This is a genomic window from Actinomycetospora sp. NBC_00405 (assembly GCF_036044095.1).
GTDB classification, from domain to species: domain Bacteria; phylum Actinomycetota; class Actinomycetes; order Mycobacteriales; family Pseudonocardiaceae; genus Actinomycetospora; species Actinomycetospora callitridis.
In genome coordinates this window covers 5,535,726-5,549,757 of sequence record NZ_CP107938.1, presented here as the reverse complement: position 1 = coordinate 5,549,757, position 14,032 = coordinate 5,535,726, and the positions used below count along the sequence as shown (strand labels likewise).

Genomic DNA, 14,032 nt, shown 5'->3' with positions numbered 1-14,032 from the left:
CTCCTAGTAGGGCAGGAGGCTGCCGACGAGGCGCGCGGCGTGCTCGAGCCCGTGGAGCGACTCGCGGGTGCACGACGGGTGCTGCGCGTGCACGGCGAGGCGGAAGAGCAGCGCGTGCAGCAGCATCTGCGGCCACTCCGCGAGGTGCGACCAGCGGGTGAGGATGCCGGGATCGGCGCCGCCCCAGGCCAGGGCGTCGATGACGACGACCGCAGCCGCCCACTCGACGGGCCGCCAGAACGGCACGAGGTCGAGCACGGCGGGCGGTGCGCTCGGGTCGGACGGATCGAACAGCACGGTGCCGAAGAGGTCGCCGTGCACCAGCTGCGACGGCCGGTCCAGGGGACGACGGCGGCGCGCGAGCTCGGCGAACAACGTCCCGCCGGTCTCGGGGTCCAGCGGGGGCTTGCGCTCGCCGAAGGCGGCGCGGTCGGCGCGGGCGAGCAGGTCGTCGCGGTCGTCGACCAGGCGCGGGCGCTCGAGGCGGGCGGTGGCGCGGTGCAGGCGCAGGGACGCGGCGATCACGTCGTCGTGGCGCGGCTCGACCCGGCCGGGGACGTCGTGGCTCGCGGCCCAGCCGGCCACGACCCGTCGGCCGTCGCTCGCGCGGACCGGACGGGCCAGGCGCAGGCCGTCGACGCCGGCGGTGCCCAGCTCCTCGATCGCGCCGGCCGACCACGCGGCGAGCACGGTGTCGGCCACCGGGCGCAGCACCAGCGCGTCGCAGCGCCACGCCGGACCGGGCAGGTCCGGGCGCGGCCGCGGCACCGCCTCGCGCACCCCGAACGCGGTCCGGACGTGCTCGGGCGGGCCGTGCTCGAGGCGGGGGTCGGCGCCGGCAGCGGCGTCGGCACCGGGGCCCGCGTCGGACCCGGTGGGGCGCGGCTCGGACGCGGCCGCACCCGTCGCGGCGTCCTCGTCGGGCGAGGGCGCCGTCTTGTGCGGGGGCGCGGCGGTCACGCTCCGCACGCTACTCGCGAGCGCGGAGCGACCCCCTCAGCCGCCACCGGCGTGTCGGGGGCTTCACCACACCTTGTAGGGCAGGAACTTGCCGTTGAACGTCAGCTTGACCCGGTCACCCTTCGGATCCTCGACGCGCTCGAAGTCGAGGGTGAAGTCGATGGCGCTCATGATGCCGTCGCCGAACTCCTCGCGGATGAGCTCGTGGAGGCTCGTGCCGTACACCTGCAGGGCCTCCTGGAGCCGGTAGGTGACGGGCTCGGTCGGGTCCATCGCGGCGTCGCCCCGCACCGGGGGCAGGAGGAGGGCCTCGACGGTCTCCTCGTCGAGGTCGAGCAGCTTCGCGACGGTGGTGGCCTGCGTCGCGTCGAGCGGCTGCTGGCCGAGCAGCGCCGACGTCGTCCACACCAACGACCGGTCGAGGGCCTCGGCGAGCTTCGCCCAGCTGACCCCCGCGGCCTCCTTGGCGCGCACGATCTCGCGGCCGGCCTCGAGGCGGTCGTCCCTGTCGGTCATCTCGGCGTTCTCCTCGGGCTGGGGCTGGTTCCGGCGAGAGCCTGCACCCGGCGCAGGCGGGCGGTCCACCACTGCTGCGCATCCGGATCCGCGTCGTAACGCGCCAGCAGACCCGGGTCGGGGACGGGCGGGTGCCGGGGCACGTCCAGGACGCCGGCCACCGGGTGCAGCGGAGCCGTGACGACGTCGGCGGCGAGCAGGTCGGCGGTGCCGAGGCCGCAGGCGTAGGGCAGGTCGGGCAGCGCGCCGGCCAGCGCGAGGCCCGCCGCGAGCCCCACCGAGCTCTCGACCGCCGACGACACCACGCACGGCAGGCCGATCTCCTCGGCCATCCGGAGCGCGGCGCGCACGCCCCCGAGCGGCGCGACCTTGAGCACCGCGACGTCGGCGGCCTCGGCGCGCACGACCAGCAGAGGGTCCTCGGCCCGGCGGATCGACTCGTCGGCGGCCACCGGGACGTCGACGCGGCGACGCACCGCGGCGAGCTCGTCGACCGACGCGCACGGCTGCTCGACGTACTCCAGCCCGCCGGCGGCGCGGGCGAGCGCGCGGATCGCGGCGACGGCGCCGTCGACGTCCCAGCCGCCGTTGGCGTCGACGCGGACCCTGCCGCCCGGCCCCAGCGCGTCGCGCACCGCCTCCACGCGGGCGAGGTCGTGAGCCGCATCCTGGCCCTTCTCGGCGACCTTGACCTTGGCCGTCCGCGCACCCGACGCGGCGACGATCCGGTGCGCGTGCTCCGGCCCGACCGCCGGCACCGTGGTGTTGACCTCGACCCGCTCGCGCACCGGGGCCGGCCACCCCTCGTGCGCGGCTTCCTGCGCGCAGCGCCACCACGCCAGCGCCTCGGCGTCGTCGTACTCGACGAACGGGCAGAACTCGCCCCACCCGGCCGGGCCCTCGACCAGCGCGAGCTCGCGTGCCGTGATGCCCCGGAACCGCGTCCGCAGGGGCAGGGCGACGACCGATGCGGGACCCATCACCCGCCTACCCTAGGTCGGTGCGCGCCGTCGTGACCGTCCCGACCGACGGGAGCCCGGACGCCGCCGCGCGCCTCGGTGCCACCGCCCTGGCGGCGCTCGAGGGCGACGGGCCGGCCGTGCTCCCGACCGGCCCCGGGGACCCGGCCCCGACCGACGACCTGCTCGCGCCCGTCGACGACGCCGTCGCCGCGGTGGTCACCACCACCGGCTCGACCGGCGCCCCGAAGGCCGTCGTGCTGCCCGCCGACGCGCTGCGGGCCTCGGCCGACGCGACGTACGCCCGCCTCGGACCCCCCGGCCGGTGGCTGCTCGCGCTGCCCGCCCACCACATCGCCGGGCTCCAGGTGCTGCTGCGCTCGGCCCGCGCCGGCGCTCCCGCCGCCGTGATGGACCTGCGCGAGGGCTTCCGTCCCGCGGCGTTCGCGGAGACGGCCACCCGCTGCGGCGCGGCGTACACCTCGCTCGTCCCGACCCAGCTCCTGCGCCTGCTCGACGCCGGCGGGCCCGCGCTCGACGCGCTGCGCACCTTCACCGCGGTCCTGCTCGGGGGCGCGGCCGCGGACCCCTCCGTCCTCGGACGCGCCCGGGCTGCGGGCGTCCGCCTCGTGACGACGTACGGGATGAGCGAGACCTGCGGCGGGTGCGTCTACGACGGGCGCCCGCTCGACGGGGTCACGGTGACGCTCGAGGAGGACGGACGCATCCGGCTCGGGGGCGCGACGGTGGCCGCGGGGTACCGGGGTGCGGTGTCCGACGCGGAGCGCGCGGCGTTCACCGACAGCGCTGACGGGACCCGGGGCTTCCGCACCAACGACCTCGGCGCGTGGAGGGCGGACGGCCGTCTCGAGGTGCTCGGGCGCGCGGACGACGTCATCGTCACCGGCGGGGAGAAGGTCGCGCCGGCGACGGTCGAGCGCGCGCTGCTCGCGCAGGCCGGTGTCCGCGAGGCGTGCGTCGTCGGCGTGCCCGATCCCGAGTGGGGGTCGCGGGTCGTCGCCGCCGTCGTGGGCGACGACCTCGACCCGGACGCCCTGCGCGCCGCCGTCGCCCCGGGCCTCGGCCGGGCGGCGCCGCGATCGGTGGCCGTGCTCGAGGCGCTGCCCCTACGCGGGATCGGGAAACCGGACCGGTCGGCGGTGCGCGCTCACTTCGGGGGCAGCGAGCGCACGTAGGACACGCCCTCGTCGACCCATCCCTGCAGCGTCGCGTCGTCGATCGTGGTGGCGTCGACGTCCAGCCAGCCGCTCATCGGCTTCCCGCGCATGACCATGGGCCGGACGCCCGGCCGGGCCAGCAGGTCGTCCGCACGGCTCGGGTGGATGCGGACCATGAGCTCGCCCCGGGAGTTCGCGGCGAGCGCCATGTGACCGTCGAGCAGGAACGCGAGCCCGCCGAACATCCGCTTCTCGGTGAGGTGCTCCTCGCCGGCCAGCAGCGCGCGCAGGCGGTCGGCGAGCTCCCCGTCGTAGGCCATGGCGGGAGTATGGCGCGCGTCCACGACACCCGGCGGTCGCGAGTCCCTTCGTCAGGACGCTTCGATTTCCGAAGCGTCTCCCGCCGGGTGGGTACGCGCGCTCGCTCCTAGGCTCGCGCCCATGGTCGACGCCGACGCCCCGCTGTTCGATCCGTCCGTGTGGCGCGAGGTCGCGAGCTTCACCGACATCACGTACCACCGTCACGTCGAGCTGGGCTGCGTGCGGATCGCGTTCGACCGTCCCGAGGTGCGCAACTCGTTCCGTCCCCACACCGTCGACGAGCTCGCCACCGCCCTCGAGCACGCCCGCACGAGCGCCGACGTCGGCGCCGTCCTCCTCACCGGCAACGGCCCGTCCGGCAAGGACGGCGGCCACGCGTTCTGCTCGGGCGGCGACCAGCGCATCCGCGGGCGCACGGGGTACCAGTACGCGGAGTCCGAGACCGAGGTCGGCGCCGACGAGAAGGGCCGGGCCGGGCGGCTGCACATCCTCGAGTGCCAGCGCCTGATCCGGTTCATGCCCAAGGTCGTCATCGCCGTCGTCAACGGGTGGGCGGCCGGCGGCGGGCACTCGCTGCACGCCGTCGCCGACCTCACGCTGGCCAGCGCCGAGCACGCCCGGTTCAAGCAGACCGACGCGGACGTCGGGAGCTTCGACGCCGCGTTCGGGTCGGCCTACCTCGCCCGCGCGGTCGGCCAGAAGTTCGCCCGCGAGATCTTCTTCCTCGGCCGGACGTACACCGCCGAGCAGATGCACGCGATGGGCGCGGTGAACGAGGCCGTCCCGCACGCCGAGCTCGAGACCACGGCGATCCAGTGGGCCCGCGAGATCCTCGGGAAGTCGCCGCAGGCGCAGCGGATGCTGAAGTACGCGTTCAACCTCCCCGACGACGGCCTCGTCGGCCAGCAGCTCTTCGCCGGCGAGACCACCCGCCTCGCCTACATGACCGACGAGGCGACCGAGGGCAAGGAGGCGTTCCTGGGGAAGCGGACGCCCGACTGGAGCCCCTACCCCTGGTACTACTGACCGCGGGACGCCGCTCCTGGTAGGACCGACGCCGTGGCCGAACACGAGGACGTCGACGCCTACATCGCCGCCGCGGCGCCCGGCCGCCAGGACGCGCTGCGGGCGCTCCGACGGGACTGCTGGCAGTGCCTGCCCGGCTTCTCCGAGGAGATCCGCCACGGGATGCCCGCCTACGTGCGCGACGGCGAGACGGAGCTGGCCTTCGCGAGCCAGAAGCAGCACCTCCCGCTGTACGTGATGCGCGCCGACGTCCTCGACCGCCACCGCGACGAGCTGGCGCACCTCGACGTGGGCAAGGGCTGCGTCCGGTTCCGCCGCGTCGACCAGATCGACCACGACCTCGTCCGCACGATGCTCACCGAGACCGCGGCGTCGCGGGACCCGGTCCGCTGAGCGGGGCAGGCCCCGGAAGACACGGCCGGCCGCCGGCGTTGCCGCGATCACCGAGGGAGCCGAGCACAGGGAGACGCCGGATGGGCGAGGACGGACGGCCGGGGATCGCGGTCACGGGAGCGACGGGGCGTCTCGGCGGGCGCGTGGCGCGGCTGCTCGCCGCGCGCGGCGTGGCCCAACGGCTCGCCGTCCGGAGCCCCGAGCGTGCCCCGGACCTCGCGGGCGCCCTCCCCGTCCGCTGCGCCTACGACGAGCCCGAGCTGGTCCGGACCGCGCTCGACGGCGTGGACACGGTGCTCATGGTCTCCGGCTCCGAGACGCCCGACCGCGTCGAGCAGCACCGGACGTTCATCGACGCGGCGGCGGCCGCCGGCGTGCGCCGACTCGTCTACGTCTCGTTCTTCGGGGCCTCCCCCGCGGCGACCTTCACCCTCGCGCGCGACCACTGGGCCACCGAGGAGCACCTCCGCGCGAGCGGGCTCGCCACGGTGCTGCTCCGCGACAACTTCTACCTCGACTTCCTGCCCGAGCTCGTCGAGGCCGACGGCGTCGTCCGCGGCCCCGCGGGCACCGGTCGCGTCGCGGCCGTCGCCCAGGACGACATCGCCGAGGCGGCCGCCGCGATCCTCGTCGACCCGGGCGCGCACGAGGGCGCGACCTACAGCCTCACCGGACCCGAGGCCCTCACGCTCGAGGAGGCCGCGGACGTCATCTCCCGCCGCACCGGCCGGTCCGTGACGTTCGAGGACCAGACCGTGGACGAGGCCTACGCCTCCCGTGCCGGACAGGCTCCCGACTGGCAGCTCGACGCGTGGGTCAGCACCTACACCGCCATCGCGAGCGGGGAGCTCGACGGCGTCACCGACGACATCCCGACCCTCACCGGGCACCGGGCGCGCTCCCTCGACGACCTGCTCGCCGAGCGCTGAACGGGTTGCGCCCACAGCGAGATCGCCCGCGCCGGGGCGCGCCGCACGACACGATCACTCCGAGCCACCGGCGGAGGAGGACCCCTTGGCGCGCACCGCGGTCGAGATCGAGACGCACGACGGGACCTGCCCCGCGACCCTGCACACCCCCGACGGCGACCGGTCGTGGCCGGGCGTCCTCTACTACCCCGACGCGGGCGGGGTCCGGGAGACCTTCGTCGCGATGGCCGACCGGCTCGCCGGACGCGGCTTCGCGGTGCTGCTGCCCGACATCTACTACCGGACGCCCTACGCGCCCTTCGACACGACGACGCTCTTCGGGGACCCCGAGGAGTTCGCCCGGCTGACGGCCCTCGTCCGCGCCCTGACCCCCGAGAAGTCGGACGACGACGCCGGCGCGTACCTCGCGGCACTCGCCGGGCGACCCGAGGTCGCGCACCCGGGGCTCGGCACCGTGGGGTACTGCTTCGGCGGCGGGATGGCGTTGCGCGCCGCCGGCCACCATCCCGGGTCGGTCGCCGCCACGGCCACCTTCCACGGCGGGGGCCTCGCGGTCGCCGACGACCCCACGAGCCCCCACCTGGTCGCCGACCGCATCCGCGCCGCCGTCTACGTCGCCGCCGCCACCGACGACGCCGCCTTCGACGCCGACCAGCACCGGCGCCTGCGCGACGCGTTCGATGCCGCGGGGGTGCGAGCCGAGATCGAGACCTACCCCGCCGCCCACGGCTTCGCGGTGCCCGACAACCCCACGCACGACCCCGCCGCCGACCGGCGCCACCTCGAGACGATGACGACCTTCCTCACGGCGCACCAGGCGCCCTGACCAGCGGGGCGCTCGTCCGGCACCGCCGTGCCGAGGGGCGAGCAGGGACTCAGGCCGCCCCGACCGTGGCCTCCTGCGCCGGCATCGGGTCCTCGGACGGGCTGTCGTCGGGGCGCCCGACCACCAGGGACCCGATCACGCAGACCCCGACGTTCACCGCGAGCCCGAGCAGCCCGCCCGGCACGCCGCCGAGGTCGTCGACGCCGGCGACGGTGAGGCCGCCGGCGATCAGCGCGCCGGCGAGCATCCCCCAGAACGCCGGACCCGCCGCCATGCGCCGCCAGTACAGGCCGAGCATGAACACCGGGGCGAGCTGCACGATCAGCTCGAACTTGAGCACGAAGATGTCGTAGAGCGTGCCCGGCGGGTTCCAGGCGATCACGAGGAGGATCGCGACGGCGACGACTCCCGCGATCTTGCCGACGAGCACCTGGCGCTTCTCCGGCGCGGCCGGGTTGACGTGCCGGCCGTAGACGTCACGGGCGACCACCGACGAGAACGCCAGCAGCGCCGAGTCGGCGGTCGACACGATGGCCGCCACGACCCCGCCGAACAGCAGGATCATCATGATGTAGAAGAAGACACCGAGCCCCGCGACCTCGTTGGCGATCATTCCGACGAGCTGCTCGGAGTCGTCCTCGGACAGACCGGGGAAGAGCTGGGTGCCGACGATGCCCACCACGAACACGACCGCGGTGGTCAGCAGCGGCATCCACGCCATGACCGCGAGCGAGCGCTTGAGCGTGCGCTCGCTGCGCGCCGCGTAGATGCGCTGGATCGCGTGCGGGTACACCGCAGCGCCCAACCCGATGAGGACGATCATCGACAGCCACTCGACGGAGTCGGCGGTGGCGGGCACGGCGACCTTCTCCGGGTCGGTGTCGGCCAAGGTCGCGGTCACACCCGTGACGTCGCCGCCGACGAGGTAGAGGGCCCCGAACAGCAGTACCGCGACCCCGACGAGCAGCGCGATGCCCTGCATGACGTCGGTGAGCGCCACGGCGCGCATCCCGCCCGACCACGAGTAGATCAGCATGACGAGGACGAACGCGATGACGCCGACCTCGTAGGGGATCGTCGCGCCGGTCAGCCCGGAGATCCCCTGGCCCATCGCCACCAGCTGCTCGAGCAGGTAGTTGGCGAGGCCCCAGAGCATGAGCACGGCGGCCAGGATCGTCAGTTTGCCCTTGCCGAACCGGTGCCGGACCCAGTCGATGGGGGTGATGAAGCCCTCGCGCTTGGCGATGACGTAGAGCCGCGGCGCGAAGATCAGGTACGCCGCGATGACGGCGACCATGAACGGCACCGACTGCCACCACGTGAAGCCCGACCGGTACGCCTCGGGCGCGTAGCCCACGATGGAGTTGCCGCTGTACTGCGTCGCATAGAGCGTGAAGAACAGCGCGACGAAGCCGAGGCCGCTCCCGGAGAGGTAGTAGCTGCGCGCCGAGCTCGACGTGGTGCCACGCCCGGCCCACCACCCGATGACCAACATGATCACGGCATAGGCGGAGAGGACGAGCACCCCGCTGGTGCCGGAGAACGTCAGGTCGTTCACGACGTCGCCTCCTCGCGTGCGGCCGCTTCCTCGGCGGGCTCGGCGAGGTTCCAGTCGCGCAGGCAGGCCCAGCACGTCAGGGCGCTGAACGCCAGCGTCGCCGCGACGCTGATCAGCAGCCAGTAGGGCACCCCACCCACGAGCGGGCGGATCGAGCCCGTCGGCAGGTACAGGGGCACGCCCGCAAGGATCACGACGGCCATGGCGATCCACAGCCGGGGACTGCGGATCGGCTCGCGCAGCGGCCGGGCCGGAGTCGGTGGTCCCCCGGCGTGCGGCGCCGGGTCGGGCGCCGGATCGGGCGCCGGATCGGGCGCCGGATCGGGCGATGTGGAACGTCCTCGGTCCATCGGTCCTCCCGTCGGTTCCGGCGGTCAGCGGCCGCCGTCGTCGGCCTGCCCGGTGCCCCCGCGGGATCCGGGGTCGGGGTCGGGGGCGCGCCGGGCGCGCAGGGTGGCGCCGGCCGCGCGGATGTGGGCCTGCATCACCGCGGCCGCCCAGTCGCCGTCGCCGGCGGCGAGGGCGTCGACGAGCTCACGGTGCTGGGCAGAGCTGCGGCGCAGCTCGGCCTCGGAGTAGGTGTGGAAGGTCCGGCGGACCACCGGCACGTCGATGAGCCGCGCGAGCAGGTCGGGCAGCAGCTTCCCGCCGGCCCGGTGCACCGCGCGGTGCAGCTCCATGTTCAGTCGGGTAATCTCATCGGCGCCGTCCCCCGGCTCCGTGCCCGGGAGCGCCTCCGCCTCCATGCGCTCGCAGAGCTCGGTCAGCGCGACGAGGTCGACACCTCCGCTGACGGCCGCGCGCCGGGCGGCGTGACCCTCGAGGAGGGCGCGCAGCTCCACGAGTTCGGCGAGGTCGTCGTCGCGCCAGCGCACGACCTCGGCCCCGCGGCGCGGGGTGACGGTCACGAGCCCGTCGGCCTCCAGCCGGCGCAGCGCCTCGCGGACGGGGGTGCGGCTCAGGCCGAAGCGATCGGCGAGCTCCTCCTCCCGCAGTCGGGAACCCGGCTCGCAGCGACCGCCGAGGATGTCGCCCCGCAGCTCCTCGTGGACCCGCACCGCCGACTGAGACACCCGACACCTCCTCGCTCTGTGCACAAGCTAGGAGGACGAACAGTCACAGACAAGGCATCGGCCGGGACGAATCAGGGCACGCGGGCGCGCTTGTACACAAGCGTGGCGGCGTGTGTGGCGCCTGTGAGGCCGATGTCAGCGTCGCGGCGCCGGGCCGTCGCCACGCCGGCTGTGCCGGCCGGGACGTCCGCCCGGCCGGTTCGCCGTCGCCGCATCCCCCGCCGCGTCCCCTGTCCCCTCGCGGAACGACAGCACCGGGTCGTGGTCCCGAGGACGGCTCGGCACGACCCCGGTCGCCGCGTCGGGCGTACGGGACGGCCGGGGCGGGGTGGGCGTGGGAGAGGGCAGCGGAGGCGGCGGGGCGGGCACGGGGACCGGCACACCGGGGACCGCCGGCGTGCGCGGCACCGGGGTGTAGCGACCGGTGCCCGGGCCCGCGGAGCCGACAGCACCCCGGGCCCCCACCGGGACCGGCACGCCGGTCGGCGGGGACGACGGCACGGGACGGCGGGCGCCGCCGGTCGGGACCGGAGCCCCGCGCGGCGCCGGCCGCGACGGCGGCGCGGGTGCCGCACGAGGCGCCTCGGTGGAGGACGGGCGGGGCGGGTCGGCGACGGGCTGTCCCGAGGGCGGCCGGTCGACGCCGGTCTGTCCTGGGCGCGGCTGCCCTGGGCGGGGCAGGACCGCGGCGACGCGGTCGGCGTGCCCCGAGGGCGGCGCAGCCCCGACGACCCGGCCGACGAGCGCGCGCAGCGAGCCCTGCGACAGCGCCGACGTGACCACGTTCTCGACGTCGTTGGGGATCACCGGCGGCCGAGGGCCCGCGGCGGCACGACGGGCCGGGCGACGGGCCCCGCCGCCGCTGTTCGGCAGCAGCGAGAGCGACCGCCCCGCGGCGAGGTCCTCGACCCAGCCGAACGCGAGCACGCTGACGACGACCAGGACGACGGCGATCGCGAAGTGCTGGCCCTCGGACTCCCGGCCGAGGACGTCGCCGATCGAGGGCGAGACCGCGATGGCCACGTTGTGCCACAGGTAGATCGTGATCGCCCGGGCGTTGACGACGGTGACCAGGCGCCCGAGCAGCGGCACCCGCTCCAGCCACGCGACCGCCGGGTTGAACCGCAGCACGAGCAGCACCGCACCGAAGGAGACCAGGGCCTGGGCGAACGGGATGTCGTTGAGGTCGATGCCGATGTCGCCTGCGGGGTGGGTGAACGCCCAGGCCAGGCCGCCCACGACGAGGACGGCGGCGCCGCCCCAGGCGAGGAGGACGGGCAGCTTGCGCAGCGTGCCGTCGCGGTGGGCGAAGCCGAGCATCCAGCAGGCGGCGAACGTGGCTCCGTCGACGAGCACGGGGCCGATCGCGCCCCACTCGCCCATCGGCGACCCGAGCACCGCGTCGAGGCCGACGACGAGCAGCGGCACCGACAGCGCAACCAGCGGGCGCCGCCGGAACACCCACAGCATCAGCGGCGTGAGCAGCACGAACCACAGGTAGGCGCGGATGTACCAGAGGCCGACGACCGCGTCGGAGCCCCAGTCGCTGCCCGGCGGGTCGACCAGCGGGAAGACCCAGTACAGGAGGTCCGACCACACGAGCGGCGACGTCACCGAACCGTCGGCGTCCTGCCCGGCCCAGCCGTGCCACAGCATCAGGGGCACGGCGAGCAGACCGAAGAACCACAGCGGGGGCAGCAGGCGACGCAGCCGGTGACCGATGACGTCGAGGGCCTCGCCGCGGCGCAGCGACTGCACCATGAGCGACCCCCCGAGGGCGAACATGACGCCCATCGACGGGAACACCATGCTCATCCAGCCGTCGCCGAAGGCGTGGTAGGTCACGACGCGGATCAGCGCGCCGGCGCGCAGCAGGTCGAGCCACCGTTCGCGGCCACCGCCGGTGCGCGGGGCGCGCGTCGCGGCGGGTTCCGCGGGCTCGGCGTCCGGCGCCGGCCCGCGCGCGGCCGCCGGGGCGGGCAGGCGGTCGGCCGCGGGGCGCGAGCGCCCGTCGTCGCCGAGCCGCGTGTCCGATCGCACCGGGGCCGGGGCCGCGGGCGCGAGGTGCTCGGCGACGGCGCCGGTGCGCTGGAGCTTCTGCCAGCGCACACCCGCGCCGGTGAGCGCGCTGATCACGGCCTGGACCAGCACCACGTACATGAGCTGGCGGTACATGATCTGCTGCACCGGCAGGGCCCAGAGCGGCCCGAGCGGCTCGCCGTCCATCCGGAACGCGAGCACGCCGGCGATCAGCTGCAGCAGCAGCATCGAGCCCCACAGCAGCAGCGCCACCGCCGGGTCGCCGAAGAGCAGCCCGTAGACGAAGAGCAGGTCGACCAGCGGGGCCGCCAGCGGCAGGGCGACGTGGAAGATCCCGATGTGGGCGAGCCCGAGGCGCCCCATGCGGCCCGACGCGCCGCGTTCCCGCAGCGCACGGCGGTGCTTCCAGAGCGCCTGCATGGTCCCGTAGCTCCAGCGGAACCGCTGGCGCCACAGCTGGCCGGCCGAGACCGGGGCCTCGGTCCAGGCGAGCGCACGCTCGGCGTACACGACACGCCAGCCCGCGCGCCCGAGCGCGATGGTGAGGTCGGTGTCCTCGGCGAGGGTGTCCGAGGAGAGCCCGCCGACCTCCTGCACGGCCTCGCGACGGAACGCGCCCGCCGCGCCGGGGATCGTCGAGATCGCGCCCCAGGTGTCCTGCACGCGCCGGTCGACGTTGAAGCCGACGACGTACTCGAGGTGCTGCATCCGCGGGATCAGGCGGACGCGGTTGGCGATCTTGACGTTGCCGGCGACCGCGCCGATCGCGGGGTCGGCGAACGGCGCCACGAGCTGCGCCACCGTGTCCGGCTGGAAGATCGTGTCGCCGTCGATCATGACGATGAGGTCGTGCTTCGCGGCCGCCACGCCCCGGTTGAGCGCCGCGGACTTGCCGGCGTTGGCCTGGCGCACGACGCGCACCCGGGGCAGGGCGAGGTCCTCGAGCAGGTCGGCGGTGCCGTCGGTGGAGCCGTCGTCGACCACCACGACCTCGAGGGGATGGTCGTTCGCGAGGATCGAGCGGACGGTCGCCTCGATGTTCTCGGACTCGTTGTAGGCCGGCACGACCACCGACACCGGGTCCGTGACCGGCTCGCCCCACGAGAACGACGGGTCGCGCCGCCGCTTCGCGTGCCGGCGGGCCACCACCAGCATCACGACCAGCCGCGCGATCACCAGGCCGCCGACGCCGATCAGCGCGATCTTCATCAGGGTCACGACGCCCTGCGCGACGCCGACCGTGGCCAGCAGGCCCTGCCCCACCATGCGGTCTCGCGACGGCGCGGGCTGCCCGTGGGGCCCGAGACCCGCGGCGTCGCTGACGGTGGCGAACCGGTAGCCCTGGGCCTGCAGCTGCGGGATCAGCCGGTCGAGGGCGGCGACGGTCTGCGCGCGGTCGCCGCCGGCGTCGTGCAGCAGCACCGTCGCGCCCGCGCCGTTCTGCGGGGTCGCGTTGCGGACGATCGCGTCGACGCCGGGGCGCTGCCAGTCCTCGCCGTCGACGTCGGTGAGCACCGTGACGTAGCCCTGGCGGCCGGCGGCGAGCACGGTGCCGTACCCCGGGTCGTCGAGGGCGTCGGAGGTCGACGAGAACGGCGGGCGCACGAGGTGGGTGGAGACGCCGGTCGCGCCGGCGATCGCCAGCTCGGTGTCGGCGATCTCGCGGTCGCGGCGCAGCTCGGACACGCCGGCGAGGTCGGGGTGCGTGAAGGTGTGGACGCCGATCTCGGAGCCCGACGCGACGACCCGCTGGGCCATGTCGGGGTGCCGGGCGACCATCGAGCCGACGACGAAGAACGTGCCGGGCACCCGGTGGCGCGCGAGCACCTCGAGGATCTCCGGGGTCCAGACGGGGTCGGGGCCGTCGTCGAACGTCAGGGCGACGGTGCGGTCGGGCAGCCGGCCCGAGCGCACCGGGTCCGTGCGGGCGTCGATGATCGGGCCGCCGGCGCTGATCGCCGCCGGCACGCTCTCGTGACCCTCGGGCGCGCGGGCGTGGGCGTCGTTGCCGATGCTGGAGCTCACCAGGCCCGAGACCGTCAGCACGGTCAGCACCATCAGGACGAGGACGCCGGTCATCGTCCAGACGCCCCACCGGCGTCTCGGGGCCGCCGACCGCGGGCGCCTGTTCACCACGCTGCGTCACCCCCTCCCGCCCCACCGCGGCACGACCGTGTCCGGACCGTCACCTCGTCGTGCACAGGACGATATCCGGGGCGCTCGACCGGTCACGCGGCGTGGGAGCGTTCCAGC

The 14,032-nt window shown here is 75.1% G+C and carries 13 protein-coding genes; 5 read left to right on the top strand and 8 right to left on the bottom strand.

The features are described 5' to 3' along the window. Positions 1–3: 3 nt before the first annotated feature. The 3 genes from OG774_RS27355 to OG774_RS27345 all read right to left on the bottom strand — a co-directional run bounded on the left by OG774_RS27355 (position 4) and on the right by OG774_RS27345 (position 2,456). On the bottom strand, positions 4–960 hold the full coding sequence (locus tag OG774_RS27355) for a TIGR02569 family protein (protein WP_328305477.1): 957 nt from the start codon (positions 958–960) through the stop codon (positions 4–6). A gap of 63 nt (positions 961–1,023) precedes the next feature. After that, positions 1,024–1,476: a cyanase gene (cynS, locus tag OG774_RS27350; protein ID WP_274193842.1), complete on the bottom strand. Its 453-nt coding sequence runs from the start codon at positions 1,474–1,476 to the stop codon at positions 1,024–1,026. Further along, positions 1,473–2,456 (bottom strand): o-succinylbenzoate synthase, encoded by a 984-nt coding sequence (locus tag OG774_RS27345; RefSeq protein ID WP_328311180.1) that lies wholly within the window; start codon positions 2,454–2,456, stop codon positions 1,473–1,475. The genes cynS and OG774_RS27345 overlap by 4 nt, the downstream gene beginning before the upstream one ends. Here OG774_RS27345 and menE point away from each other — a divergent pair. Then, on the top strand, positions 2,444–3,631 hold the full coding sequence (menE, locus tag OG774_RS27340) for an o-succinylbenzoate--CoA ligase (RefSeq protein ID WP_442873918.1): 1,188 nt from the start codon (positions 2,444–2,446) through the stop codon (positions 3,629–3,631). The genes OG774_RS27345 and menE overlap by 13 nt on opposite strands. Here menE and OG774_RS27335 read toward each other — a convergent pair. Beyond that, complete coding sequence (locus tag OG774_RS27335) at positions 3,604–3,933, bottom strand: TfoX/Sxy family protein (protein WP_328305475.1); 330 nt, start codon at positions 3,931–3,933, stop codon at positions 3,604–3,606. The genes menE and OG774_RS27335 overlap by 28 nt on opposite strands. Positions 3,934–4,054: 121 nt before the next feature. Here OG774_RS27335 and OG774_RS27330 point away from each other — a divergent pair, with 121 nt between their 5' ends. The 4 genes from OG774_RS27330 to OG774_RS27315 all read left to right on the top strand — a co-directional run bounded on the left by OG774_RS27330 (position 4,055) and on the right by OG774_RS27315 (position 7,108). Further along, a complete protein-coding gene (locus tag OG774_RS27330; RefSeq protein WP_328305474.1) occupies positions 4,055–4,960 on the top strand; it encodes a 1,4-dihydroxy-2-naphthoyl-CoA synthase in 906 nt (301 codons plus the stop codon). Between the two features lie 33 nt (positions 4,961–4,993). Next, positions 4,994–5,353, top strand: a complete 360-nt coding sequence (locus tag OG774_RS27325; RefSeq protein WP_328305473.1) for an iron chaperone — start codon at positions 4,994–4,996, stop codon at positions 5,351–5,353. A gap of 80 nt (positions 5,354–5,433) precedes the next feature. After that, a complete protein-coding gene (locus OG774_RS27320) occupies positions 5,434–6,282 on the top strand; it encodes an SDR family oxidoreductase (protein ID WP_328305472.1) in 849 nt (282 codons plus the stop codon). Between the two features lie 85 nt (positions 6,283–6,367). Next, positions 6,368–7,108 carry a dienelactone hydrolase family protein gene (locus tag OG774_RS27315; RefSeq protein WP_328305471.1) on the top strand — a complete coding sequence of 247 codons (741 nt, stop codon included), beginning with the start codon at positions 6,368–6,370 and terminating at the stop codon, positions 7,106–7,108. Positions 7,109–7,157: 49 nt separating this feature from the next. On the opposite strand, the gene OG774_RS27310 is transcribed toward OG774_RS27315, so the two are convergent. From OG774_RS27310 to OG774_RS27295, 4 genes are all read right to left on the bottom strand, one after another. Then, positions 7,158–8,666: a sodium:solute symporter family protein gene (locus tag OG774_RS27310; RefSeq protein WP_328305470.1), complete on the bottom strand. Its 1,509-nt coding sequence runs from the start codon at positions 8,664–8,666 to the stop codon at positions 7,158–7,160. Then, the gene (locus OG774_RS27305; RefSeq protein ID WP_328305469.1) at positions 8,663–9,016 is read right to left on the bottom strand and encodes a hypothetical protein; all 354 of its coding nucleotides are present in this window, start codon (positions 9,014–9,016) and stop codon (positions 8,663–8,665) included. The genes OG774_RS27310 and OG774_RS27305 overlap by 4 nt, the downstream gene beginning before the upstream one ends. A 24-nt stretch (positions 9,017–9,040) precedes the next feature. Further along, complete coding sequence (locus tag OG774_RS27300) at positions 9,041–9,739, bottom strand: GntR family transcriptional regulator (RefSeq protein ID WP_328305468.1); 699 nt, start codon at positions 9,737–9,739, stop codon at positions 9,041–9,043. 135 nt (positions 9,740–9,874) lie between these two features. Beyond that, a complete protein-coding gene (locus OG774_RS27295; protein WP_328305466.1) occupies positions 9,875–13,858 on the bottom strand; it encodes a glycosyltransferase in 3,984 nt (1,327 codons plus the stop codon). Between the last annotated feature and the right edge of the window lie 174 nt (positions 13,859–14,032).